This window comes from Ruegeria sp. AB9 (assembly GCF_056542585.1).
Genome location: NZ_JBQGAA010000006.1, coordinates 109,270 through 134,049 on the forward strand (window position 1 = coordinate 109,270; position 24,780 = coordinate 134,049).

The following is a 24,780-nucleotide window of genomic DNA, read 5'->3' on the forward strand; positions in this document are numbered from 1 at the left end:
CAGGCTGCCAAGTTTTGTAGCCTCAATGGCTGACGCTGATAAGACATCGGCAAGGCGGGATTAGAACTTTAGCAATTCGAGGCCATGCCCTGCAGGCAGTTCCTCAATCTCTGCCGGTATGATTGCCAACCCGTCCGCCTGCGCCAGCAAAGCCACACGGCCGCTGTAAGACGGCGCCATCAGCCGCAACTTAGGACGGCCATCCGGCGAGGTGCCGTCAATCTGAACCGGGCGATATTCCTGCCGGCCCGCGCGGCGCTGCAGGGGTTCGGCCAGCACAGCCCGTACAGGTATCTGAGGCGTGTGATGAAGGCCTGCGCGGCGCGCCATCATCTGCGACCCAATTATCTGCCATGTGACATAGGCCGAAACCGGGTTGCCGGGCAGACCAACATACAGAGCACGCCCACGCCGCCCGAACATTATGGGTTTACCCGGCTTCATAGCCACTTTCATGACATCGGTTTTTCCACCGATCTCGCTGAACAGTCGCGGCATGTGATCTTCATCCCCAACGGAAACGCCCCCGGTTGTAACGATAAGGTCCGAGGTTTCGCACGCCTCGCGCAGAACCTGCTCCAGACGCGCCGGGTCATCTTCGACCGGCCCCCGGTCGTTCAATTCAATCCAGGGTTTTTGCAACAACGCCAGCAGCGTATATCGGTTCGAGTTGTAGATTTGCCCAGGACCAAGGGGTTCGCCCGGTTGGCGCAGCTCGTTGCCTGTCGAAAAGATTGTGACCTTCAGCTTTCGATACACCAGAACGTCACCGTATCCGGCTGACGCCAAGGCTGCCACCTCACGCGGTCCAATTTCGCAGCCGCGCCGCAGGATCGGGCATCCGGCACATAGATCTTCACCCGCCCGCCGGATGTGCTGGCCGGAATTCGGGCGGCGATTGAACCGAATTCTGTCGATCAGGAGATCGCAGTCTTCCTGCATCAGCACAGCATCGAAATCGGGTGGCACGGGAGCGCCCGTGAAGATGCGCAAAGCGCTGCCTTCGGGCGCATCATGGTCGCCGCAATCGCCTGCGGCCACACGCCCGGTAACGGGTAATTCGAACACCGGCCCGTCGCCGAGATCACCGGTCCGGATGGCATAACCATCCATGGCGGAGTTGTCGAAGGCAGGCATGTCGACCTTACTGGTGCAATCCTCGGCCAAAACCCGACCAATCGCCTGTTTCAGCGGCAAAGTCTCGGTTTCAGTGAGAGGATCGGCAACAGAAAGACCGCGCTTGAGGGCGTCATCGACAGTCAGATACATATGGGCGTGGCGGTCGCAGGCGCATCCATCAGCCATTTTGAGCCTCCAAATATGCAAAGAGTTCTTCAAACCCCGCCTGTTCTGCCTCGCCAAGTTTGGGCAGATAGGCCTTAGCCTCTTCCAAATTCGAGTTGGGGTCGCCAACGACCAGCAGCATGACCATGCCATGCCGACCATGTACGCGGCAACGGATGCCATAGACGCCCTCTTTCTCGAAGGTCAGATCCAGCTCAGGTTGACCGCGAATTTCAAAAGCACGCGCGCCGACAGGGATCATGCGAAGGATGGACGTTACAGTGTGCCGTCCCGTCGAGCCTTTGAAGCGCACTGTGGCTCCTGCGGGGACTTGCAGGAACTTGGGTTCAAATCGAAAGGCATGGGCCGGTGTGTCAGCGTTCAGGTCGATGATCTGATGGACAACAGCGACCTCGGGGATATCCTCGGCCTGTGCGGCGGGGGCAAAGACGAGCACCCCAACAAGGATTACCGCACATAGTTTCAGCAAAAAGTTCATCTGCCCCTCCGGAGTTCAGGCCGCCCGGCAGGAGTCCCCCAGCAGGTCAGCCAGCGCGCTGATCATCACCGGCCATTGTGCGCGACGGTTTTCGTCGCGCAGTTCAGCCAGCAATTGCCGGCCAATGGACACCACCGCAGGTGCGCTGTCATTGACATAGGTCACGATCCGCTGTTCGGGGTTGGCCATCAGGAAGGGCACAATAGCCGCCGCTGCTTGTTCCGGAGCAGTCTCTGAAAGCAACCGCATCGCAGCTTGCCGCACGGGGGCTGAAACGTCGTCCAACAGGCTGCGTGCTACATCCGGAGTTCCTTCCCACCGGGTAAGGATTTGCATGGCATCAATCCGGAATGCGGTATCGCCGGTTTTCACCATTGCCCGAAGCTTGCCCCGCAATGCGTCCTGCTGCGGCAGGTCGGTCTGCAGCAGTAGTTTGAGCGCTTGCAAGGACATGCCGGAGTCCGCGTGTGACAGCCCCTTGGTGATCAGATCGGTCAATTGGCTTTCTTCTAATTCTAAACCATGATGTGTGATTGCGACACTCAATGCCCCAAAGGCGTGCTGCGCAATCTCTGTCTCAGGGTCCTGGGTGATCTGCATCAACATGATCTGCATGCCTCTTACCTCACCCAACAGCCGGATGGCAGCGGAGCGGGTTTCGCGGTCCAGAGAATCGATGCTACCGTCCAGCGCAACATGGCGTCGTTTGGGGTTGCGGGTCGCTTTAGCGAGCAACGCCTGCTCGCGCGGGGTCAGGGGATGGACATCATTCTCTTGGGCCTCTTGCGTCATCTCGGCAGCGATGGCGTCATGGCCGAGTATAGCACCAAGGCTCGAGATCGGACCATTCTCGCCACCGTCTGCGACATTCAGGCCGGCCTCTTCCAGCGCGGCTATGTCGGTTTGTGGAGCTTCTTCTTCCACCTCCGCTTCCACGGCAACCGGCATCGGGGCCAAAGCGAAGGACAAGAGCAGCTCGCGCCCCTGCTGCTGATTCACATGCGGGCGGTCTGCATCGGTGAGAATCATCGCCAGCGACGCCAAAGACTTCAACCGCACCGACCGGAACGGAGACCTGCAGGCGCGCTGCAGCCATTCCGCCGCCTCAGGCAGAGGCGATTTAGCCAGAGCGTCGACAACGGCCCATTGGATGCGCTCGGCCTGGAGGTCACCCAAATCGACCGAGAACAGTGCGTTCAGGCGATCCGCCACCAATTTCGGCGCCAGAGCAGCCAGCAGGCCCAATGCCTGTGCAGACACTTCTGGTTGCTTACCAGTCGCGAGGAAATCCAGCACCTGCCAGCGAAGGTCTTCCTGATCGGCAATCGGGATGCTGCAATCCAGCCGGTCGATCAGGGCCAACTGCACCCGGGCGCCGGGATCACGCATCATGCGGTCCAGTAGTTCGGGTTCTGAAAAATGAGACAGGTTCAGTGCCGCGATTCGTATGTCTTCGACCGTATCGGTCAGGGCCTGCTCGACCAAATCGGAATTGTCGGGCATGAGTGCCTCATAGGCAATCAACCGAACTGCGCCGTCCTTTTCGGTCAACGCCTTGCGCAAAATTACTTCTACCTCGGGACCGCCAATTGAAGCCAATGTCCGTAGGGCGCGGTGACGCAGACGGCGATTTGAAGACTGCGCGAAAACGCCCAGCGTCGGCACCGCAGGTTGACCGATCTCACCCAGAGCCTCACAGGCGACATCGCCAAGCTCCTGCCCGTCTTCGTCCATGAGGGCCAGAACGATGGGTTCAATCGCAGCCTCATCGCCCACACGTCCCAAAGCCTTGATCGCGGCGATCTGGATATCCAGCCAGTCATCCCATTCGTCCTGATGCAGTTCATCCTCATCCCACGTGATGCCCTCGCCACGTCCGGTCACGAGAGTTCGCAGATAAGGCTTGGCGTCTTTGGATTTCAATTCCGCCAATGCGGTCACGCAGGCCAGTTTCACCTCGCCGCACGGGTCGTGGATCAGGTTCTCCAGTAACTGCGGCGCGGCATCGTGTACATCCAGCGCGCCCAATGCACGGGCTGCGTCCTGCCGGACATCTTCGTCGTCATCAAGCAACGCCTCGATCAAGACCGGACTGTCTTTTGCCCCGATTGCGGACAGCGCCTGAATAACCCGCAGACGGATCACGTCATAGTCGGATTTTGCGTAATCGGAGAACAGGCCGATGGCCTCATCACGTAGGACGGTATTGGTCTGAATGGTCATATCAAGCTGCCATGTTTGTGGTCGGGAGAGGTTGGGTGAACGTGGAAGACAGGTTTCCCAACCGAACCCTGCCTTCCAGTGAACCGGGGACGCCCGGCCCAAGGTCCCTTCTGCAGTGGGACCTGTCCCGGGGGGCGGCATGGCGACCGCCCCCCGGGAAGCCGTCATCAGGCAATGTCGCGCGGCGCAAAGGACATCGTACGGAACGAGGTCTTGTAGGGGCTTGGCCCCAGTTTCCGCAGCTTGGCGACACCCATCTTGTAGTTGTAGTTGCCGCTGATCCAGTCGACGATCCGGCCCTCAAGCGCATTTGCGGGCTGCTGCATGTGCAGGAAGTCCATATAAACAACGCTTTTCTTGATGGCGGGTGTGACCATGGCCACGGCGGTAATTGCCGCCTTGGTCAGTTCGATATGCCCGTTCTCCATCAGTTTCGAGAACTGGAAGTCATCGCCTTCTACTCCCAGCAACGTGGTCTTGTTACCCGGAACACGTTCAGAATAGACCATCACATAATCGCCGCTTTCGATACCACGCTCGGCCGCATCATCGGGGTGAATTTCGACCCAGTTTTCCGGCCAGCGCTGCACGATATACGGGCGGCGGCGGTCATCGAAACCGGACTGCCAGCGTTCGTTGATCCGGCCCGACGTCGCCCACAGCTCGCCTTCGTCCTTGTTGGGTTTCAGCCATTCCCAATAGTCCGAGAACAGGCCCCACGGCGATTTCTGGATGTTGCACTTGCCGGTTTGGCTGTTGAAGTGCGTCAATTTCTTGTTGAACACATCTTTGCCAGCTGCACCGGTATCAGGCAGCGTGCGGGTTGTGTCGTGCAGGCGCTTGGTTTCAATCAGCGTAACCCCATCGGCATCCAGCATGACCGGACACTGTACGCCATCGGTACCAAACTCGCGGACCTTCTGGTGCAGGCCTTTGCCTTCCTTTTTGGCCAGACGATACACCGCGTGAAAGTCCTTGCGCGACCCGCGGGTGAAGCGCACGGCCTCCTCCGCAACCTCATTCGAGTTCTGCCAGTCGAACCCGTCAAAGCCCATCCGCGTGGCAAGTTGGGCGATGATCCACCAGTCCGGCTTGGCGGCACCGGGAGCATCATAGAACTTCTGATACAGACGCAGGCGACGTTCGCCGTTGGCGCGCAGGAAATCCTCTTCGCCCCAGGTTGCTGCGGGGAACACGATGTCGGCGTAACGGTTGCCGATCGGATCCTGCAGATAGATGTCCTGATTGATCACCACCATACCGCCGCTGTCGGCGCGCGCCTTCAGCGTGTCGATCATCTCCTGCCTGTCGAAAGAGGCGATCTGGTGCGGGTTGCGGACGGTCAGTTCCTCGAACTTGTCGGCCAGTTGCTGACTGCCGCACATGGACTGAATCCAGGTGGTGCCGATCACGTGGGCCATACGTGTATGACCCGCGATCAGATATCGGTCCGTATCCATGGCGCGGCGACGGCGACCCGGCAGTTTCTCGGGCGATTTGTTGCGCGGGTATTTCCCGCCCTTCACGCCGCCGCGCTGGTGACCACCAGCTCGGCCAATGACCTGACCCGGACGCCCACCGCAACCACAGATGATGCCCAGAGCGGAAATCGCCTGTGTGTTGCCGGTGTTATTGGACCAGTAAAACCCTTTTTCGATCATGATCGAAGTTTTCGGGCGCGAGCCGTCATCCTTGGGTTTGGCGAGCCATTCGGCAGCTGTATAGATCTTCTGGACGTCGATCTCGGCCATGGCTGCGGCAGTCTCAGGCGCGAATTCGTCCTGCGACAACAGCCATTCTTTCCAGTCCTCGAACCCCTTGGTCTGGAACTTGCCCCAGGTCGTGCGCCACTGCCATGGCGTGTTCCGCGTACCCTGACCGAAGCCGGAGGAGCTTTCCCACTTGTTATTGACCCATTTCTTGATCCAGTCGCTGTCTTCCCAGCCATTTTCCACGATGACGCGGGCAATGGCGTTGACGACCAGAAGGTCGGTGCCGGGCAGAACGTCGATATGCAGGCCACCCATCTTTTCCGCATGGGCCACACCGGCAGACCGGCGCGGGATCAAATAGATTTCCTTCTGACCGTTCTGCATCCCCTTCATCATCCACTGGGTATAGAGGATGGTCTTGGTCTCATACGGGTCGGTGCCGCAGACCAGAAGGGTCTCAGCATCACGCCAGTCCTCATAGGAGGGGCCGAAATTGTCAAAGCCCGCATCCCGGAAACCGGGGGTCGAGGTCACGTCGGACGGCGTGTCATGGAACGTGAAGTTCGCGGTGTTGATATGGCGCAGCGCGTATTTCGAGATCGCATAGGTGTTCTCGATATACTGATAGCTGAAGGTCTTCACGCCATAAGCGTTGGTGCCGTGCTTAGCGATGACGTGGTTGCCCACCTCTGCGGCCACATCCAGCGCCAGATCCCATGGAACCGGCATCAGCGTACCATAAATTCGCATCAGCGGTGTCTTCAGACGGTCGCGTGTGGGGGTTTGCGGGTTATAGCATTTCTGCGCGATACACCCGCCCCGCAAGGAGCTGTCACCGTCGGTATTGACGGTCTGGTTATCCTTGTCCGGGATAATCACCACGTGGTGCGGCTGTCCCTTGTGCAGCACGATGTTGTGCTGGTTCGGGGCGACCCATGCACCCAAGGGTGCCACAGGAAAGTCCTCACCAAAGGCGTTTTCGTCCGCGCCGGGGCCGCCCGACTTGGCTGTTACAGGCCAACGATAGACTTTGTAACCGCAGGCCACGATGCAGTAGTCGCAAGCGGTCGAAATGACCTCAGCACCTTTGGGCGGCAGTGGGACGTTGGTTTCGGGTACGTAATACGGGGTTGCCATTGTCAGTCTCCCCTCCCCTTATGCAATGAGATTGTCGTAACGGCCGTAGATCAGGCCAAACATGCCGACGGCGTAGATATCGTCACCATCCAGCTCCAAAAGGACTTGCGGCAGCGACTGATACGCCTGGCCGGACACAAGTATGCCGTGTCGGGTCACATCGTAGGTTGATAGATGCAGCGGGCACGGGCCCAGCACTTTGTGATCCGCCTTGTAGGTGTCATAGAGCGATCCGCCCTGATGCGTACATGTCAGGTTGAACGCCACCACATCCTTTTGCGGGCCGATACCGCCACCGCATTCGGTACCGGTTTTGACCAGGATCGAATCCGAATAATCCCCCTCATCCGGGTAGTAGAATTCGACAGGCACATCCTGTTCCAGCTCGGACAGTTTGCCGATCAATTTGCGTGGATAGGTGGACACAAGCGCGGGCACCTGTTCGGCCTGACCGTGGCGGGTGGGCATGGCCACCATCACGGTAAAGGTTGTCGCGCCCGAGGCGAACAGAAACTGGCGACGGTTCACGGTGCAAGCCTTCTTGGCCTCGCCGGAACAGCTGCATCCGGTTGCGTTATGATTCGTCACAGCGCTCACTCCTCTGCTGCAACCGCAAGAAGCGGCTGATAGTCCGGCAGGTCAGGTTCCTCGATCAGGATTTCCTCGCCGGACAGGGATTTAAGGAAGGCCACCAGATCCGCCTTTTCCTGATCATTCAGACCAAGGGGCTGGATCAGCTGGGATTTGTTATCGGCGAACTCATTCTCGCCGCCGCCCTGATTGTAGAACTCGACCACATCCTCAAGCGTCTCTAGCATGCCGTTATGCATGTAGGGCTCGGTATAGAGGGTATAACGCAGGGACGGTGTGCGGAACTTGCCCTTGTCAGCCTTTTCCTTGGTGCGGAAATAGAAACCGGGGTCGTCCTTGGTGTGGCGATACATCTCTTCGGTCGAGCCTTTGGCATACAGCTCGTACCGGAAGGTGACTTGCGCCAGACCGTCATCCTGCCAACCATCGTAAGCGGGCACGCCGGTGTTGTAGTACTTCTCATCCGACAGCAACGCGCCGTTGTGACATTCGGAACATTGCGCCTTGCCGGTGAACAGCTCCAGACCGCGTTTCTGTTCTTCGGTCAGTGCCGCATCGTCCCCGCGCAGGTAGTTGTCGAAGGGCGTGTCAGTCTGAACGATGGTGCGTTCGAACGCGGCGATAGCCCGCCATGCGTTTCCGATGCGCGGCCACTGATCGCCGAAGACGTCGTTGAAGCGTTCAACGTACTCGGGCACGAAAGCCAGACGGGCCTCCATCATGTCGGCCTCGCCGTTACCGGCGACCGCTCCGCCAGCAGCGGATTTGGCCTGACTTTCAAGACTTTTGCTTGAGCCCGCCCAGAACAGCTTGCCGTAATAGGCCGAGTTCACGATGGTCTGGCTGTTGCGCCAGTGCGTTGTGCCAGGATAGCCGAACGAGATCGGGGCTTCGACGTCCCAACCCACCTCCGGCATGTGACAGGCCGAACATGGGGTTGATGGGTTGCCACCCAGACGCGCATCGAAGAACAGCATCTTGCCCAGTTCGATCTTGGCATCAGTCTGCGGATTGTCCAATGGGATGGGTGGTTCACCCAGAGCCACCAATGGCGCGTCCGAGTCGGGGTCTGCCCCGCCGATGCCGGTCTCGATTTCCATGCTGGTTTCCGCGACGGCCTGCGACCCAATGGCGGCAAACAGGGCAGCGGTGGCGATTGTGCCTTTAAGATAAGACGAAAGGTCTTTCATGGGTCCACTCCTCAGTTTGTCGCGTCTTGCCAGTTTTCGATCGGCGCATAGTCCGTATCGATCTGCTCGGCGACGAAGTCGGGACCGGTCAGCGGGTCGCCAGACAACGCCTCCAGGAAGGCCACCAACAGCGCTTGTTCAGTCTCGTTCAGGTTCAGCGGCTTGATGCGTGGATCCTTGTTTTCATCGTCGCCGCCACCGGAATTGTAGAAGGCCACCACATCCTCGAGCGTCGCCAGCGTGCCGTTGTGCATATAAGGCGCGGTATAGGTCAACTCGCGCAGCGTGGGGGTCATGAAGGTGCCGAAGGTGTCGGCGGTGTGGGTGCGGATATAGGCGCCCGGGTCGGCGCGCAGGTTCATATAGTTCGCGACGCCCAGGAATTTCATCATCGCCACAAAGGTGATGTGGCGTTCAGGGGTTTCCCAGATATCGGGGTTGTCACCCACACCGATATTGTGTGGCAGGTCGTCGGTGAACCGTTCGCCTGCGTGGCAGGAATTGCAACCGCTGGCGTTGAACAGCTCATAGCCCGCCTTTGCCTCGTCAGACATCTCGCCGGTATCGAACGGCGCTCCGCGAGAGATCAGCGTTTTCAGGTATTCCGGGATCGCGTTACGCACGCCGCCATTCGAGGGCTCGCCAAACCCGGCGGCTTCGAACATCTCGACATAAACCGGGTCCTGCTTGATGCGTTCCTGCATCAGACGCATGTCCATGTTCATCGAGTAGGTCTCAGTGATGCTTTCGCGGGTTACGTCGTTAAGGTTTGTGCCGATGCGCCCATCATGGAACCACGCAGCGCGCTTGGCGCTGTTGATCAGAGTCGGCACGTTGCGGAAATGCAGGTTGCCAGCATAAGCGTCCGACAGGGCCTGCCCGTCGGTGAAACCGTTCTCCGGTTGGTGACAGCTGGCGCAGGACAGCTCGGTATCGCCGCTGAGACGCGGATCGAAAAACAAACGTTTGCCAAGGGCCGCTTTGGCTGGGTCGAATTCTATGGCTTCGACCGGGCCCGGCTCCTGTGCCTGGGCCTGGTGAACCGGGAACGCAACGCCCATCGTCAGCAGTGAAACTGTCGACAGCGCCGAGAACCATGTTCTGGCTTTGGTCATCATCTAAATGCCCCTTTATCGCTGGTCCGGTCTCTCCGGATGGCGGGGGACCGGCACAGTGAACTTTAGAGGGCAGTTGTTTCGTAGCGATTTGACCTAAGTTAAATTTCGTGAAGAATTATTAACTTATGTTAAGAGCCTGAGGTCATCTGTGACCTGATGATCCGGGCAAGCGCTTGAACCTCCAAAGGTTTTTGCACCATTATCGGTGGCGTTCCGATAACGGAGACTTCGGCATCATCGAAATAGCTGCTGATCAGGATCGCGGGTAGATCCGATCGAACCGTGCGAACAGAGTCGATCAAATCTGTACCCAACAGACCAGGCATCATCAGATCACTGATCAGTATATCATAGTTTTGCGGGCTATCCAGAAACGCATCGCGCGCTTTCGACGGGTCGGAATAGGCCTCTACCTGATAGCCGTATCGCGTGAGCAGACGCCTTGTAACATAAAGGATGTTTTCGTCGTCATCCACCAACAGGACATGTTCCTCCCCGGCCACGGCCTCAACCTCTGCCTGATCTTCGGGGCCGAGTGCGGGCATCAGGGGATAAAACAGGCTGAAACATGTGCCTTTGCCGGGGTCTGAATGCAGCTCGACCCGACCGTGGCACTCTTCGACGGTGTCATGCACAATCGTCAGGCCCAAACCGGTGCCTTTGCCCACGGGTTTAGTCGAGAAAAAGGGCTGAAACACTTCCTCCTGCAACTCCTTTGACATACCCGGGCCGGTATCTTTGACATCCAATTGGATCACACCGATCGCTTCATCCGGCAAATCTTCCAGCTTGTCCCTGCTGGCCAAACCGATGCGCAGCGCAACTTCGCCAGGTCGGTTGGCCATCGCTTCAAACGCATTGTGGCATAGGTTCAGCAGCGTCTGGAAAAACAGGGTGTTGTCAAAATCAGAAAAAGCGGTTTCGACTTCAACCTCAAAGCGGGTCTCGACACTTGGCGGAGCGGACACACGTATCAGGTCCAACGCTTCCTGTGTGGCCTTGACCATGTCGCCCCGACGGGGGTTGCGTGGTTTCTGACGCGCAAATGTCAGCATTTTACGCACCAACGCCTGCGCGCGACGCGCCGCAATACGGATGTGACTGACCGAAGTCAGGATCTCGTCATTCCCGTCTGCATCCAGTTCGATCAGATCGGCATTGCCGGTGATGCTCATCAACACATTGTTGAAATCATGCGCGACCGAGCCTGCTAATATGCTCACTGCTTCCATTTTCTGCACCTGAGCGAATTGCTCATGGGTACGCCGGGTTTCGGTGATGTCTTCGCCGATACCGATGTAATGCGTAACCATTCCGTTCTGGTCGACCAGGGGGAAGATTGCGGTCGAGACCCAGTAATGACTTCCATCCTTGCTGAGGTTCCGGAAAACGCCGTACCAGCTTTGCCCGCGTTGGAGTTTCTGCTTCAAGTCGCTGTACGTCCCCCGCCCCGAATGACCGGATTGAAGGAATTTCGGTGTTTGCCCGTAAACCTCGTCCGCCTCATACCCGCTCAGGTCAAAGAACTTTCTGTTGGCGTACTCGATCTTCAGATTGGTATCCGTGATCAGGATCGAGGCCGGGCTTTGTTCAACCGCGCGTGCCAGCTTGCGTTCCGCGAGTTCTACCTGCTCGCGCAATTCGAGTTCAGCCTTGAGACGGCGATTGGCGCCTAGTGTTTTGGTGATCAGAAAGGTTGTCAGAATGGCAATAATGCCCACCACGATAATCAATCCAATCAGCAGGAAGGAAAAGCGGCGCACAAGCTGCTCACCGTCCGAAAACGCCTGTACCATGTCCGACAGGCTCTGATCCCGTTCTGCGATCCAGAGTCTTTCTAGTGTAGTTAAGGCTTCAAGCGCATCACTGTCATCAACCCGAACCAGTGTATCAATTTCTTCCGCGCCAAGGCCTGCTGCTATGCCGGCCTCGATCTTGGGAATATTGCCAACGTATTCGAGTGCGACACGTTCGATCCGCTGTAATGCGTCCAGTTCCACTGGGGACGGGGCTGCATTGCGATAGGTTTCGATCGTGGCCAGCAGGTTTTTTGATTGCCGCAGCAGCGTCGGACTATATTCCACGTCATGCCGCAAAACGTAGTTCTTGAAGTTGTGGATCAGCCCGCCATACCCAAAATAGCCGCGGATATCTGAAATCCAGTAACCGCGCGGCGTGGTTTCCACCGAGTAATCCTGCCAGACTTGGCGCATCTCACCAATACGGTTCGTGGTTTCCCGAGACATGTACAGAAACACCGACAGAATGAACGCAAGCGCAATGCCCATGGCGACGGCAATGCCAAGCGGCGCAGTTGGAGAATAATCCGGAGTCACGCCTGCAGTTGACAGGTTGGGGGTTCGCCAGAATGTCATCATGTCTACGGTCTGCTTTTTGTCACCTGAACTGCATCCTTGTTAGCTGGACATAACAAGATTTGCGAAGTGACCCATGCGCGGCAAATCGCTCCGGAGCCCAAGTTTCTACACAGGCAAAGCCGACCAGCACCAGAGGAGCTTGGGCGGAATCGACCATGAAAAACTGCAAGATCAAATGATTGAGCGGCTTTGTTAAACTATTTCCACCGAATGCCAGACGTTCTTGACCGTCATGTAATTGTCAAGCCCCTCGGTTCCGCCTTCGCGCCCGTATCCGCTGGATTTCACGCCTCCGAACGGAGTTTCGGGCATGGATGCTTCGAGTGTGTTGATCGACAGATTGCCAACTTCAACCTCATCGATCAGACGGTCGATATAATCAGCCCGATTGGTGAAAGCATAGCCGGCCAGCCCGTAGGGAACGGAATTCGCCTGTGCGATAGCATCACCCAACGAAGCCACCGGATTGATCACCGCAACCGGCCCAAACGGTTCCTCGCGCATGATCCGCGCCGATTCAGGAACGTTCAAAAGCACTGTGGGTTCAAAGAAATATCCCCGATCACCAAGCCGCGATCCGCCGGTGGCAAGGGTTGCCCCCTGTGCCACTGCGTCTTCAACCAGTTCGGTCAAAGCCGGCACGCGCCGGTCATTGGCCGTCGGGCCCATTTCAACAGTCGCTTCAAGCCCATTGCCAACGGTTGTGGCTTTAGCCCGCGCGACGAACCCTGCCGCATAGGCGTCAAATACATTCTCATTTGCGAAAAAACGGGTGGGTGAAGTGCAGACCTGACCGGCATTGCGCATTTTGCGAACCGCGCTGGAAACGGCTGCCGATTGCACATCCGTATCTTCGCAAACAATGACCGGCGCATGGCCGCCCAGTTCCATAAGCACCCGGGTATCATGTTGGGCCGCCAAAGTGGTCAAGTGCCGCCCAACGGTTGTCGAACCTGTAAAGGCTACCAGACGAACTGGGCCCCGCGGGATCAGATGGCTGGATATCTCGGACGGTTCGCCAAACACCAAATTCAGAACACCCGGCGGCAGACCTGCATCTTCGAAGGCTTTTGCAATGTGCAAGGCCCCGGCTGGCGTTTCTTCTGCTGCCTTCAGGATCACCGAACAGCCCGAGGCCAATGCGCCTGCGACTTTTCTGGCAGGTTGGCTCATGGGGAAGTTCCAGGGTGAAAACGCGGCGACAACGCCGATGGGCTGGTGATGCACTGCAAATTTGTGACCCTGAGCTGCAGGAATGATCCGCCCGTAAGCCCGCATCGCCTCGCCCGCATCCCATTCAAAGAACTCTGCCCCCCGGATAACCTCGAGCCGGGCCTGTTTCAGGGGTTTGCCATGTTCCAGAGTAATTGAGTGCGCGATTTCTTCCTGACGCTCACGCATAAAGGCCGCGGCCCGAAGGATCGTATCCGCACGTTCACGCGGAGAGGTGCGACTCCACAGTCGGAAGCCTTTGACTGCAGCCGCCAGCGCGTCGTCCAGGTCTTTCACTGATGCGCAAGGCAATCGACCGAGTTCCTCCTCGGTCGCCGGGTTGATAACCGGAATATCCCGGTCGGTTTTTCGCCACGTGCCGTCAATGAACAGGTTAAGTTCTGGATACATGAAACCGGCGCCTCCACTTGCCATGTTTTTGTGATCGCGCGATGCTGCGTATTACCTCAAGCGAATTGAACAAATACGGATATCAATTTGACGAATAGCTGGTTTGTTTATCCTGCGCTGCGCGATGCAAAGCTGTTTTGAAAGCCCGCCCCGCAGGCGACAGATCGTCATCTGCGCGGAAAGACACCCCTATCGGCCCCTGCCCGAACGGAACCGCCCAGGCCAGCTGGGCAAGGTGCCCGTTTTCGATATCCTGAGCGACGACTTCCGCGGGCAGAAGACCGATCAGGTCACGTGACTGCAACAATGCTCGGTTCGTCAGATAGGATACTGATTCAACCATGACCGGCGGTACATATTGTTGCTGACCTACAAAGAAGTGGTCAGCTTGACGCCGCAACGTGGTTTCTTGTGGTGGCAAAATCCAGCCGAAGGGTTTTGTCTGTGCAAATGTAACGTCCTGCCGGTCGGCCAGCGGATGCTGATTGCCAACAATTGCCAATATCTGATCCTCGAACAGCTTTTCCTGCCGGATCTTGTCACGATGACGGTGTGACGGCAGCCGCCCCACAACCATATCGATCTCACCCGACAGCAGCCTGGGCATCAGCACCTCGTTAGTCCCTTCGCTGATCTTGACCGCTACGTTCGGGCGGTCTTCCAGCAGCATCTCGATTGCCGCAGGCAAGAGGCTGGTTGACGCGGCGAGCAAAGTGCCGACCACGACGCGACCTGAATTTCCTTCGTTCAGATCATCAAGCTCCTGCGCGGCATTCGAGACCTGAGCAAAAATCAGTTTCCCGTGACGTATGAGAGTTTCGCCAAAAACGGTCGGCACCACACCACGATTGGTGCGCGTGAACAGTTTGACTTCGAAGTCCAGTTCAAGATCCTGAATCATCTTGGTGGCAGCGGGTTGAGAGATTCCCAGTTCCCGCGCGGCATTCTGGATGTTTCCATAGCCGCCCACGGCAACCAGCAGTCGCAGTTGGCGCAACTTCAGACGGGTCAAAGCACGATCAACGATGCGAGAGTGACGCGCAACCATGGCTACAACACAATTGGTTTGCAGAGCTGGTCCAGCTTAGACAGTACGCTCATGGCCGCAAGCGCCGAACTTCGTGGATTGTCGGGCAGCGCGGTGCCGCTGATCCGAAACTGAAAAGTGCCAAAATCGCCTTCGGCCTCGACCTCGTGAATATTCTTGTGGATCGTAGGGTCGGCAATCAGCCGAACCTGCGTTTCATCAAATCCAACACCCGCCAATGCCACTGCCGCCGCTACGTTGGCATTCTTGGGATATGCCAGTGCGGCCTCTCGCGCAGAACCCTGAAAGTGCGTTTCAGCAGCACTGATGCTATTTAGATCAAGACGGCATTCAGCCAGCGATCCTTTCCACCCCGCAGGAGGTTTGCGCCCCACATAGGTAACCGACTTGAGAGGCCCGACTGCCGCCGCACTCAGGCAATCCAAGCCGCCAATGGCGCCGCTTGCAAAATGCAAGCGCCCCCCACCCTTTCGCGCGGCACTGTTCAACCGATCAGCGACTTGCTGGTCCGCAAGTGCTCCGACAGAAACACTGATGATGTCCAGTCCTCGCGCCAATATGTCCGGTCCCAACCCCGCCAAAGCCTCGTGCCCGGCGCAATCAAGGACCATTTCGGTTCCGGTCGGCAGGTCCTCAACCGATACGACTGACAGAGGTGAACTGGGATCAACGCGATGCGGTCTGACCAGAATCGCACTCAATTGATGCCCATGCTCTGGCAAGGCACTCTGCACATATTGCGCAATTGCGCCGGTTCCGATGACTGCGATTTTCATACCTGAACTCTAGACCGGCGCTGAAAAAAACTGAATTGATAAGTTATTGCTATAATTTTTTCGGATATCCATTTCTTTGAAATTGCACTGGATAGACCTGCGTCGTTTGCCTTTCATGGGATCAACGCCACCGGTGAACCTCAGGAACGCGCAGACAATGAAGTACTCAAAACACGACGCGAAAGCCTACGCCCGCGAAAACATGACTGGGATTTGGGCCGCGGCTTTGAACCCTTTCAACGAAGATCTATCGCTGGATGAACCGGGGCTGCGTACCAACATCCGGCATTGGATCGACGATCTGGACATTCAGGGTCTTTTCGTCGCCGGCAAACAGGGCGAGTTCTTTTCGATGAACATCGAAGAGCGCAAAAAGAACTTCGAAGTCGCCGTAGATGAATGCGCGGGTAAGGCAGGGGTGATTGTCTCAGTCTCGGATCAGAACATGAATACGGCGTTGGAACTGGCACATCACGCCCAGGAATGCGGCGCGGATTACATCGTGGTTCACGCTCCCGTTTTAAGCTTTGTGCAAGATCGCAGCGAGGTTTTGTACCAGTATTACAAACGGTTCTGCGATGAGCTGGATATTGGTATTGCCATGTGGAGCCATCCTGACAGTGGCTATCTGATGCAGCCTGAAGAATGCGCGCGTATCGCGGATTTGCCGAATATCGTGGCAATCAAGTATTCGGTCCCACGTGAGATGTATGTGAAACTGACCCATATGGTGGGCGACAAGATCCACGTATCGACTTCGGCCGAGCATGAATGGCTGGACAATATCCTCGAACTCGATTGGAAGCTCTATCTGTGCTCCTCCCCGCCCTATCAGCTGCAAAGCAAGGTCGATCAACGGATGAACGAATACACGCACTTGGCGTTCGCCGGAAAGGCGGATGAAGCACGCCGGGTGTTTGACAGCCTCAACCCGGTTCGCGATGCAATGAAACGCACACGTCCGGCAGGCAAGCCAACGGCCTTTGGTAAGTACTGGCAGGAGTTGCTGGGACAGGTCGGTGGCCGCGTGCGCCCACCGATGCTCGAGCTGACCGACGCAGAAAAAATGATCATTCACAAAGCCTTCGGCGAATGCGGCCTGCGCGTCTGAACCGGCTGAATCCATGGCACTATAAAGAATTCTGATAGCTAGATGCTGATAATTTCTTTGCGGTTATGGAAAAACACGCCAAACTTTCCGGTAAAGGGAGTGGGACATGTCAAAACTGAAAGCGTTCAACTTTAAGGCCTGGATCGACGAGCATCGCCATCTGCTCAAGCCGCCCGTAGGGAATCGTCAGGTTTGGGAAGACGCCGATCTGATGGTCACTGTTGTGGGTGGTCCGAACAAGCGAACCGATTACCACGATGATCCGGTGGAAGAGTTCTTCTATCAGCTTGAAGGCGACATGGTGCTGAAAATCTATGACGGAGAGAAGTTCTATGATGTTCCGATCCGTGAAGGCGAGGTTTTTCTGCTGCCTCCGCATGTACGCCATTCGCCACAGCGCCCTCAGGAAGGCTCGATCGGGCTTGTGATTGAACCCAAGCGCCAGACCGGAGAGCTGGACGCCATCGAATGGTATTGCTTTGAATGCGGATCACTGGTGCATCGAGCGGAAATGCAGCTAAAGTCTATCGTTGATGACCTGCCTCCGGTTTATCAGAAGTTCTATGCCTCGGAACAAGACCGCACCTGCCCCGATTGTCAGGCTGTGCACCCGGGAAAGGAACCGCCCGAGGGCTGGGTCACGTTGTAAAACAAGATCGAACAGGGGAAGTAATGAGACATTTCGCAAAAATCGCCGCCTCTGCGGCTGCGTTGGCACTGGCGTCCGTGGCCGCTCACGCCGAAGAGTTTCGGTTGGGTCTGATCACACCGCCACCGCATATCTGGACCAAAGCCGCCGAAGCGTTTGGGGCCGAGTTGAATGAGGCCAGTGGTGGCGCACATTCGGTTTCGGTTTTCCCGGCCCGCCAGTTGGGGAACGAGGCCGAAATGCTGCAACAATTGCAGACCGGCGCGTTGGACATGGCCTTCATGACGGTGGCCGAGGTTTCCAACCGCGCGCCCGAGTTGGGGGCGTTCTATGCGCCCTATCTGGCAGATGACATCGGGCACGCGGGGCGCATCCTGCGATCTGATACGGCCAAATCCATGCTGGAACCCTTGCCGGGGCAGGTTGGTGTCGTGGGCTTGGGATATGGTATGGCCGGGTTGCGCCAGATCGTCAGCCGCGGCGAGGTTTCATCCGCCGACGATCTTTCTGGCCTGAAGCTACGGATCACGCCATTTACGCCCATTCTTGATTTCTACAATGCTGTCGGAGCTGCGCCGACGCCAATGCCTTTGCCTGCGGTCTATGATGCGCTGGCCAACGGCCAAGTCGATGCCATCGACATGGATGCCGAGTTGATCTGGGTTCTGAAATATTATGAACACGCAGATACGATCGTGCAGTCGGATCACATGATGTTCCCCATGGTTGGTCTGGTTTCGGCCAAGGTCTGGGCGGGTTTATCGGAAGAAGACCGGGCGATGATTGCTGAATTGATGGCCAAACATGTCGACAGCACCATCGACGCGTATGTTGAAAACGATGCCAAATGGCTGGAGCAGATCGAGGGTACAGGCAAGGCTTACAAGAAAGTCGATGCCTCGTTCTTTGGCGACGCGATTGAAGAGTGGAATGGGATCTGGTCCGAGAAGACCTCTTCCCTTGACGCTTTGCGGCAGACTGCGGCAGAAACAAAATAACGAAAACGACATGACGAAAAGGGCGCAGGTCCATCCTGCGCCCTTTTTCACGGGAGAACAGCGATGTTGTATCGGCTGTCGGCTGGCTTGGCGCGGGTCGAATTGTGGTGCGCCGCCTTTCTGGCGGTCTGCATAACGGTTTTGATTTTGCTGAATGTCGTGACGCGTACAGCGGGCAACGCCTTGTTCTGGGTCGATGAGCTGGCGATTTACGCAATGGTCTGGATGACATTTCTGGGGGCGTCTGCCGCTTTGCATCATCGCAGCTCAGTGTCGATTTCCATTGTTTCCGACAACGTGCCGGATCGCGCGAAGCGACTGATCCGCAAGAGTGTGGACGTGGTCGTGTTTGCCTTTTCCCTTGCGATGCTGTGGTTCTGTTGGCGCTGGTTCCTGCCGCTGGATATCGCCAGCAGTGGTTTTGACGCGGTGGCTTTCCAAGGTCAAACATTCAATTTCATATATGCAGAGCCAACACTAACGCTTGGCTTGCCGAAATTCCTGTTCTGGTTGGTGATGTGGCTTTTTGCGCTTGGCGCGACCCTGCATTCCACCATGCATTTGCTGAGTACTCCGGCGCAGGGGTCACAGCCATGAGCCCCATTGTCTTTCTGGCCACTCTGCTTCTGTCTGTGCCTGTAGCGATTGTGCTGGCCATCACGGCCATTTGGTACATCTGGGAAAGCGGAAACACGGTTCTTTATGACAGCTTCGCGCAAAAAATGTTCGGCGGTCTTGAGAACTACGGCCTGCTGGCCATTCCGCTGTTCATGTTGACGGGTGAGCTGATGAACGAAGGCGGTATGACCCGGCGCCTTGTCGCGCTGGCCCGGGTGTTTGTCGGCGGATTTCGCGGCGGGCTGGCCTATATCAACTTGCTGGCCAACATGTTCATGGCGGCAATCATTGGCTCTGCAACGGCGCAAATCGCGGTCATGTCGCGTGCCATGGTCCCCGCAATGGAAGAAGAAGGTTATGACAAGGGGTTCGCGGCTGCCACAACTGCGGCGGGCGGGCTTCTGGCTCCGGTGATCCCCCCGTCGATGATGTTTGTGATCTTCGGCGTTCTGGCACAGATTCCGATCGGCGACATATTCATTGCCGGGATCCTCCCCGGCTTGATCCTCGCCGCTGCTTTTGCGCTGGTCATTACCCTGATCGGGTGGTGGCAGCAGTTTCCGAAAGGGCAGTGGATGACGCGTACCGAAGCCATCCGGGCCCTGATCAATGCAGCCCCTGCCCTGTTGATCCCGATGTCGATCATTGGCGGTATTCTGTTCGGGATCGCCACACCAACTGAATCCGCCGCGATAGCATCCCTGATCGCATTTCTTGTGGGCTGGTTGGTATATGGAGACCTGAAACCGGGCAATCTGGCAGAGATGTTCAAACGCACTGCAGCCAATGCTTCGATGGTCCTTTTCATGATCGCCGCTGCCAGCGTGTTTGGCTGGGTCATCATCTATGAGGAAATACCACAGCAACTGGCTGGGTTGATCACGTCCGTCACCTCGGACCCGTTCGTGTTCCTGTTGATCGTAAACCTTGCGCTGTTGCTGGTAGGAATGGTGATCGATGGCATCGCCGCGATTATCCTGATCACCCCGATTTTGTTGCCTATTGCAACCGGTTCATACGATATCAGCCCCTATCAGTTCGGCATTGTTGCCTGCCTGAACCTTGTACTTGGGTTGCTGACGCCCCCAGTGGGCATCGGATTGTACATCGCCTCATCCATGAGCGGTACATCACCCGGTTCAATCCTGAAATCGCTTTGGCCATTTCTGATCGCGGTCACTTTGGTGCTGCTTCTGCTCAGCTATTACCCAAGCCTGTCAACGATGCTGATCTGAGTTGGACACGTTTTGCGGTGGCATACGGTTCCACGTATTGCGTCAGAAAACACGCTCAACTTATCAGTAGCTGTCAGCTAAACTGGCAGGAACACCGCCAACAGGTCACACACAAGGTTTTTCATGCTGCTCGACACTCCTATCTGCGATTTCGACTGGCAGGCCCCGGATTTCACGCTCAAGGACCCGAACGGTCAGTCTTTCACCATGTCCGATCACCTGCAATCAGGATTGCTGATCGCCTTCATCTGCAACCACTGCCCCTATGTCAAAACGATCACTGACCGGCTTGCACGGGACACAGACCTGCTGATGTCGAAAGGGATCGGGGTGCTGGCGGTCATGTCGAATGACTTTCGTGACTATGCAGAAGATACTCCGTCGAAGATGTTGGAATTTGCGAAGAATAACGGGTTCAACTTTCCCTATCTCGTGGACGAAGATCAGTCAGTGGGAAAGGCTTACGGTGCTGTTTGCACTCCCGATTTTTTTGGATTGAACGCGGATGGAAGGCTGCAGTACCGTGGCCGCCTGGATAATCTGAGCCGCGGCCAGACACGCGAGCGCGAACCCGAATTGGTCAATGCGATGCTGCAAATCGCTGAGACCGGGCAAGGCCCCCAGGATCAGATTCCGTCAATGGGATGTTCGATCAAATGGACACGAGGCTAGGTCATGGGGATCGCTTCATTGGACCATGTCAATCTGCGCACCACACGTTTGGACGAAATGATCGAATGGTATGACAACGTGCTGGGGATGCGGGTCGGCTCACGCCCGCCCTTCCCCTTTCCCGGAGCCTGGCTCTATATCGGTGAATGCGCCTACGTACATCTTGTTGGAGTGGAGGCCGAAGCCACGGGATCGGAGACCGAACTGAAGCTCGAACATTTCGCCTTTTCAGCAAACGGATTGGATCAGTTCGAAGCACACCTCAGAACAAGGGATATTTCCTATCGTCGCGTGGATCTGACGGCGGTCAACATAGTTCAGTTGAATGTCTGGGATCCTGACGGAAATCATATCCACATCGATTTTCCGTCTGATGAATAAATTCGAAAGTCTCCGAAACCGTTTCAGGTGAGAAAACAGTTGGTCCTCGATTTGAAGACTTGACCGGAGTTACCGGGTCGTCCTTGATAGCATTGTGTTTTCCCGCACTACGCTCGGGGTGGTCAGGTCGACCAAGGAAAATGGGGAATGCGTGACATCGCATCACCGCTGACATGCTTTGGGGTCAAATGGCTGAAGTAAAGGAATGGCTAATCAGGCACGGCTTGTCCAAGTATGTCGATGCCTTTTCTCGGCACGAGATCGAACTGGGTGATCTGACAGAGCTGAGTGACGACGACCTGGTCACCATTGGCTTGCCCCTTGGACCCAGGCGCCGTTTTCTGAAAGCCATACGGGAAGAAACCGGAGGGCGCGCAGGATCGCTTCGCACGGTTCAGGAACCCAACATCGTTGCTGAACGCAGACAACTGACGGTCATGTTCATCGACCTTGTTGGATCGACGGCCATATCGCAGAAGCTGGACCCTGAAGATCTGGCCGAGGTTCTGAGGCTGTTCAAAGAAACCTGCGCCGCTGCGGTTGCCGCTTTTGACGGTCATATCGCCAGTTACTATGGCGACGGTATCATGGTGTTTTTCGGGTTTCCGCATGCGCATGAAGATGACCCGGAACGCGCCATTCATGCAGGCCTTCGAATTGTTCGCGAAATTCCGGAAATCCGCTCGCACGCACATCTTGAAGTCCGCATTGGGATCGCGACTGGCCTGGTTGTTGTCGGTGACCTGCGCGGAGAGAAGATGTTCGAAGATGGCACGGCCATGGGCGAAACCCCGAACCTTGCCGCGCGGCTCCAATCGATGGCTGATCCAGGCACTATGATTGTCGCACCGACGACGCAGAAACTGGCAGGCGAAGCGTTCGAATATGTCCGCCGCGGAACCTTTCAATTGAAAGGATTTGCGAAAGAGGTTGAAGCTTGGCAGGTCACCGGCACCCGGCAGACTTTCAGCCGCTTCCTTGCGGCAGATGATGTCCGGATGAATTCTCTGGTCGGGCGGGCGTTGGAGCACGAAACCCTTCAAAGCAAGTGGACGCTGGCCCGCCGGGGCCATGGTCAGGTGGTGCTGGTCTCGGGTGAGGCGGGTATAGGAAAGTCCAGGCTGATCGAAGAGCTTCGCCGTACCATCCCGGACGCAAAACACCGACAGCTTCGATTTCAGTGTTCGCCCTTCCATGATGCGAGCGTACTGTACCCGGTTATTCGCCAAATGGAGACCGCGGCGGAACTGCGGGCCAATGACAGTGCTGGTGAAAAACTGAACAAGATCTCCAAACTCCTCGGTGATCCTTCTGAGCTTGCATTGAAACTGGCAGCGACGCTTTTGTCGGTCCCGTATGAGGACAGGCTTGGCCCGCTGGATCTGACGTCTGAGCAGATAATGAAGCAAACACTGGAAATGCTGGTCAATCATATGATTGAATCAGCACGGGAAACCCCGATCCTCTTGCTGTTTGAAGATGCACACTGGATCGACCCATCGACAAAGACACTGCTAGACCGGCTTGTGGACCGGATCGGGGACGTGCCTTTGTTGATTGTGATGAGTTTTCGCTCAGGTTTTGAACCGGGCTGGGAACGCGCATCCAACTTAATGCACGTCGCGCTCCAGCAACTGGACTTCGCACAGGTCAAAGAGATCGTGAACGGTGTCGCCAAAGGCAAAACCGTCCCGGACGAAGTTTATCATCTGATCGCCGCCAGATCCAACGGCGTTCCGCTCTACGTGGAAGAGGTGACGAAGGATCTGTTGGAATCCGATCTTCTGACAGAACGCGCCGATACCTATACGATGGACCGGTCCAATCCATCGCCTACTGTGCCCAAAACACTGCACGATGCCCTGATGGCCCGCCTAGACCGATTAAGCTCGGCCAAGGAAGTGGCACAGATCGGCGCTGTCATTGGTCCACAATTCTCTTATCCGATGATAGCAAGCGTTTCCCGTTTTGATGAACGTGCGTTGCGTTCCGGTCTGGACTTGTTGGTGGAGGCCGGAATCGTGATTGTCTCGGATTCAGAGCCTGAGGAAACATTCAGCTACCGCCACGCGCTTATTCGGGACACCGCTTATAACAGTCTGCTGAAACGCGAGAGGCGAACGCTTCATGCGCGTGTGGTCGAAGCGCTTAACAGTTTGTCACCGCATGACAATTCTACAGGTCCTGAAATTCTGGCTCATCATTACACGATGGCAGATATGCCTGATGAAGCGATCGATCAGTGGTATCTGGCCGGTCAGCGTGCCGTTGAACGCTCGGCCGGGATTGAAGCGTCCACCCAGTTGGGCCGTGCTGTTGCGTTGTTGGAACAGCAGGATGACTCGGTTGACCGCGACCGCAAGGAAACCAAAATCCAAACTTTGCGGGCTGGCGTTCTTCGCTCGACAGCGGGCATCGCGGCCGACGAAACGGGGGCTGTATATGCCCGGATTCGGGATCTGTGCAATCGGTTGGGCGAAACCGAGCAATTGTTCCCTGTGCTGAATGGCCTCTATGCATATCATCTGGTCCGCGGCGAATACGACCTTGCCAAAGACGTCGCGGCACAACTGTTGGAACTGTCCACGCTGACCGAAGAAACGCACCACACTATGATTGCTCACCGGGCCATGGGCGCCGTCTTGTTGCATATCGGTCACCAAGAAGCCGCCTACGATCATCTACGGCAGGCGTTGCACTTGTATGATCCTCAGCAGCACAGCCGTCTTGCCTATGTCTATGGAACGGATCATGCCGCCATTACATCGTGCTTTTTAAGCATAACGGTCTGGTTGCGCGGGGAACCGGATCGCGCACTTGAGATTCAGCATCAGGCAATCTCGGCAGCAGAGGAACTGAATCATGCACATAGTCTGGCTCAGACCCTGACGTATCTGTGCATGCTGCACCTGTTGCGGCGTGAACCTGAAAAGGTTTACGACGTTGTTGCCCGTCTTCAAGAATTGGCGACCAAACATACCTTCCCGTTCATGATATTGACGGCGAATGTCTGGCGTTGCTGGGCAGACGCGCAGATTGCGCCTGGCCCTGATGCAATCCGTGCAATGCGCGAGGCTTCTGAAGCCTGGTGGGCCAGCGGAGCAGGAAACTACAAGCCGGTGTTTCTGACAGCCCTTGCCGAAGCGTCACTGAAGACGAACGAACCGGAGGCGGCACAGCGCCTGCTGGATGAAGCACGTGAACAGCAGCTACTGACCAATGAAGGGTGGGCCCAAGCGGAAACAGATCGGATACAGGCGTTGGTGCGGTCAACGGACAAACCTGCTGAGGATCTGTTCGCTGACGCCCTGAAAACCGCGCGCGGACAACAGGCAAGGATGTTCGAGCTGCGAACTGCCGTGAATTACGTGCAAACCTGCGGCCGCTTTGGCTGTACTCCGGCCTCGGCACTGAATCTTGGGGAAATTCTGGATGCGATTGTCGGTGGCGCGCAAACCCGCGATGTCGCGCAGGCCATGTCGCTGCTCAATCAGGCAAAAGTACCGTAGTAGCCTTTCCTGGCCTGTCCGGAGGCCA

At 56.7% G+C, this 24,780-nt stretch carries 19 protein-coding genes; 8 read left to right on the forward strand and 11 right to left on the reverse strand.

The genetic code is table 11. The annotated features are described in order from the left end of the window. Nucleotides 1–60: 60 nt before the first annotated feature. The 11 genes from ACR0K5_RS14445 to ACR0K5_RS14495 all read right to left on the reverse strand — a co-directional run bounded on the left by ACR0K5_RS14445 (nucleotide 61) and on the right by ACR0K5_RS14495 (nucleotide 15,579). Entirely contained in the window at nucleotides 61–1,305 is a 1,245-nt protein-coding gene (locus tag ACR0K5_RS14445; RefSeq protein WP_480630349.1) for a molybdopterin molybdotransferase MoeA, read from the reverse strand. After that, nucleotides 1,298–1,783, reverse strand: coding sequence for a plastocyanin/azurin family copper-binding protein (locus ACR0K5_RS14450; protein ID WP_480630350.1), 486 nt, complete (start codon nucleotides 1,781–1,783; stop codon nucleotides 1,298–1,300). The genes ACR0K5_RS14445 and ACR0K5_RS14450 overlap by 8 nt, the downstream gene beginning before the upstream one ends. Before the next feature lie 15 nt (nucleotides 1,784–1,798). After that, nucleotides 1,799–4,006 (reverse strand): HEAT repeat domain-containing protein, encoded by a 2,208-nt coding sequence (locus tag ACR0K5_RS14455; RefSeq protein WP_480630351.1) that lies wholly within the window; start codon nucleotides 4,004–4,006, stop codon nucleotides 1,799–1,801. A gap of 167 nt (nucleotides 4,007–4,173) precedes the next feature. Continuing rightward, nucleotides 4,174–6,855 carry an arsenate reductase (azurin) large subunit gene (locus ACR0K5_RS14460; RefSeq protein ID WP_480630352.1) on the reverse strand — a complete coding sequence of 894 codons (2,682 nt, stop codon included), beginning with the start codon at nucleotides 6,853–6,855 and terminating at the stop codon, nucleotides 4,174–4,176. A gap of 18 nt (nucleotides 6,856–6,873) precedes the next feature. Then, a complete protein-coding gene (locus ACR0K5_RS14465) occupies nucleotides 6,874–7,443 on the reverse strand; it encodes an arsenate reductase (azurin) small subunit (protein ID WP_480630353.1) in 570 nt (189 codons plus the stop codon). Between the two features lie 5 nt (nucleotides 7,444–7,448). Continuing rightward, on the reverse strand, nucleotides 7,449–8,636 hold the full coding sequence (locus ACR0K5_RS14470) for a cytochrome-c peroxidase (protein ID WP_480630354.1): 1,188 nt from the start codon (nucleotides 8,634–8,636) through the stop codon (nucleotides 7,449–7,451). 11 nt (nucleotides 8,637–8,647) lie between these two features. Next, the gene (locus ACR0K5_RS14475; RefSeq protein ID WP_480630355.1) at nucleotides 8,648–9,751 is read right to left on the reverse strand and encodes a cytochrome-c peroxidase; all 1,104 of its coding nucleotides are present in this window, start codon (nucleotides 9,749–9,751) and stop codon (nucleotides 8,648–8,650) included. A gap of 131 nt (nucleotides 9,752–9,882) precedes the next feature. Further along, nucleotides 9,883–12,132, reverse strand: a complete 2,250-nt coding sequence (locus tag ACR0K5_RS14480) for a hybrid sensor histidine kinase/response regulator (protein WP_480630356.1) — start codon at nucleotides 12,130–12,132, stop codon at nucleotides 9,883–9,885. A 192-nt stretch (nucleotides 12,133–12,324) separates the two neighbouring features. Then, entirely contained in the window at nucleotides 12,325–13,755 is a 1,431-nt protein-coding gene (locus tag ACR0K5_RS14485; RefSeq protein WP_480630357.1) for an NAD-dependent succinate-semialdehyde dehydrogenase, read from the reverse strand. A gap of 82 nt (nucleotides 13,756–13,837) precedes the next feature. Beyond that, nucleotides 13,838–14,803 carry a LysR family transcriptional regulator gene (locus tag ACR0K5_RS14490; RefSeq protein WP_480630358.1) on the reverse strand — a complete coding sequence of 322 codons (966 nt, stop codon included), beginning with the start codon at nucleotides 14,801–14,803 and terminating at the stop codon, nucleotides 13,838–13,840. A gap of 2 nt (nucleotides 14,804–14,805) precedes the next feature. Further along, nucleotides 14,806–15,579, reverse strand: a complete 774-nt coding sequence (locus ACR0K5_RS14495; protein ID WP_480630359.1) for an aspartate dehydrogenase — start codon at nucleotides 15,577–15,579, stop codon at nucleotides 14,806–14,808. Nucleotides 15,580–15,736: 157 nt separating this feature from the next. On the opposite strand from ACR0K5_RS14495, the gene ACR0K5_RS14500 reads away from it, so the two are divergent. From ACR0K5_RS14500 to ACR0K5_RS14535, 8 genes are all read left to right on the forward strand, one after another. After that, the gene (locus tag ACR0K5_RS14500) at nucleotides 15,737–16,690 is read left to right on the forward strand and encodes a dihydrodipicolinate synthase family protein (RefSeq protein ID WP_480630360.1); all 954 of its coding nucleotides are present in this window, start codon (nucleotides 15,737–15,739) and stop codon (nucleotides 16,688–16,690) included. Nucleotides 16,691–16,796: 106 nt separating this feature from the next. Next, nucleotides 16,797–17,339, forward strand: coding sequence for a 3-hydroxyanthranilate 3,4-dioxygenase (locus ACR0K5_RS14505; protein ID WP_480630361.1), 543 nt, complete (start codon nucleotides 16,797–16,799; stop codon nucleotides 17,337–17,339). Nucleotides 17,340–17,362: 23 nt separating this feature from the next. Then, on the forward strand, nucleotides 17,363–18,337 hold the full coding sequence (locus ACR0K5_RS14510) for a TRAP transporter substrate-binding protein (protein WP_480630362.1): 975 nt from the start codon (nucleotides 17,363–17,365) through the stop codon (nucleotides 18,335–18,337). Between the two features lie 63 nt (nucleotides 18,338–18,400). Further along, the gene (locus ACR0K5_RS14515; protein ID WP_480630363.1) at nucleotides 18,401–18,934 is read left to right on the forward strand and encodes a TRAP transporter small permease; all 534 of its coding nucleotides are present in this window, start codon (nucleotides 18,401–18,403) and stop codon (nucleotides 18,932–18,934) included. Next, nucleotides 18,931–20,190, forward strand: coding sequence for a TRAP transporter large permease (locus ACR0K5_RS14520; RefSeq protein WP_480630364.1), 1,260 nt, complete (start codon nucleotides 18,931–18,933; stop codon nucleotides 20,188–20,190). The genes ACR0K5_RS14515 and ACR0K5_RS14520 overlap by 4 nt, the downstream gene beginning before the upstream one ends. Nucleotides 20,191–20,313: 123 nt before the next feature. Further along, nucleotides 20,314–20,862 carry a thioredoxin family protein gene (locus ACR0K5_RS14525; protein ID WP_480630365.1) on the forward strand — a complete coding sequence of 183 codons (549 nt, stop codon included), beginning with the start codon at nucleotides 20,314–20,316 and terminating at the stop codon, nucleotides 20,860–20,862. Between the two features lie 3 nt (nucleotides 20,863–20,865). Further along, on the forward strand, nucleotides 20,866–21,243 hold the full coding sequence (locus ACR0K5_RS14530) for a VOC family protein (protein WP_480630366.1): 378 nt from the start codon (nucleotides 20,866–20,868) through the stop codon (nucleotides 21,241–21,243). A 188-nt stretch (nucleotides 21,244–21,431) separates the two neighbouring features. Further along, nucleotides 21,432–24,752 (forward strand): ATP-binding protein, encoded by a 3,321-nt coding sequence (locus ACR0K5_RS14535; protein WP_480630367.1) that lies wholly within the window; start codon nucleotides 21,432–21,434, stop codon nucleotides 24,750–24,752. Nucleotides 24,753–24,780: the final 28 nt, after the last annotated feature.

What these genes read in the sequence shown, in the direction of transcription:
- ACR0K5_RS14445 (WP_480630349.1), bottom strand. Translation starts at nt 1,305, where the DNA reads ATGGCTGATGGATGCGCCTGCGACCGCCACGCCCATATGTATCTGACT.
- ACR0K5_RS14450 (WP_480630350.1), bottom strand. Translation starts at nt 1,783, where the DNA reads ATGAACTTTTTGCTGAAACTATGTGCGGTAATCCTTGTTGGGGTGCTC.
- ACR0K5_RS14455 (WP_480630351.1), bottom strand. Translation starts at nt 4,006, where the DNA reads ATGACCATTCAGACCAATACCGTCCTACGTGATGAGGCCATCGGCCTG.
- ACR0K5_RS14460 (WP_480630352.1), bottom strand. Translation starts at nt 6,855, where the DNA reads ATGGCAACCCCGTATTACGTACCCGAAACCAACGTCCCACTGCCGCCC.
- ACR0K5_RS14470 (WP_480630354.1), bottom strand. Translation starts at nt 8,636, where the DNA reads ATGAAAGACCTTTCGTCTTATCTTAAAGGCACAATCGCCACCGCTGCC.
- ACR0K5_RS14475 (WP_480630355.1), bottom strand. Translation starts at nt 9,751, where the DNA reads ATGACCAAAGCCAGAACATGGTTCTCGGCGCTGTCGACAGTTTCACTG.
- ACR0K5_RS14480 (WP_480630356.1), bottom strand. Translation starts at nt 12,132, where the DNA reads ATGATGACATTCTGGCGAACCCCCAACCTGTCAACTGCAGGCGTGACT.
- ACR0K5_RS14485 (WP_480630357.1), bottom strand. Translation starts at nt 13,755, where the DNA reads ATGTATCCAGAACTTAACCTGTTCATTGACGGCACGTGGCGAAAAACC.
- ACR0K5_RS14490 (WP_480630358.1), bottom strand. Translation starts at nt 14,803, where the DNA reads ATGGTTGCGCGTCACTCTCGCATCGTTGATCGTGCTTTGACCCGTCTG.
- ACR0K5_RS14495 (WP_480630359.1), bottom strand. Translation starts at nt 15,579, where the DNA reads ATGAAAATCGCAGTCATCGGAACCGGCGCAATTGCGCAATATGTGCAG.
- ACR0K5_RS14500 (WP_480630360.1), top strand. Translation starts at nt 15,737, where the DNA reads ATGAAGTACTCAAAACACGACGCGAAAGCCTACGCCCGCGAAAACATG.
- ACR0K5_RS14505 (WP_480630361.1), top strand. Translation starts at nt 16,797, where the DNA reads ATGTCAAAACTGAAAGCGTTCAACTTTAAGGCCTGGATCGACGAGCAT.
- ACR0K5_RS14510 (WP_480630362.1), top strand. Translation starts at nt 17,363, where the DNA reads ATGAGACATTTCGCAAAAATCGCCGCCTCTGCGGCTGCGTTGGCACTG.
- ACR0K5_RS14515 (WP_480630363.1), top strand. Translation starts at nt 18,401, where the DNA reads ATGTTGTATCGGCTGTCGGCTGGCTTGGCGCGGGTCGAATTGTGGTGC.
- ACR0K5_RS14520 (WP_480630364.1), top strand. Translation starts at nt 18,931, where the DNA reads ATGAGCCCCATTGTCTTTCTGGCCACTCTGCTTCTGTCTGTGCCTGTA.
- ACR0K5_RS14525 (WP_480630365.1), top strand. Translation starts at nt 20,314, where the DNA reads ATGCTGCTCGACACTCCTATCTGCGATTTCGACTGGCAGGCCCCGGAT.
- ACR0K5_RS14530 (WP_480630366.1), top strand. Translation starts at nt 20,866, where the DNA reads ATGGGGATCGCTTCATTGGACCATGTCAATCTGCGCACCACACGTTTG.
- ACR0K5_RS14535 (WP_480630367.1), top strand. Translation starts at nt 21,432, where the DNA reads ATGGCTGAAGTAAAGGAATGGCTAATCAGGCACGGCTTGTCCAAGTAT.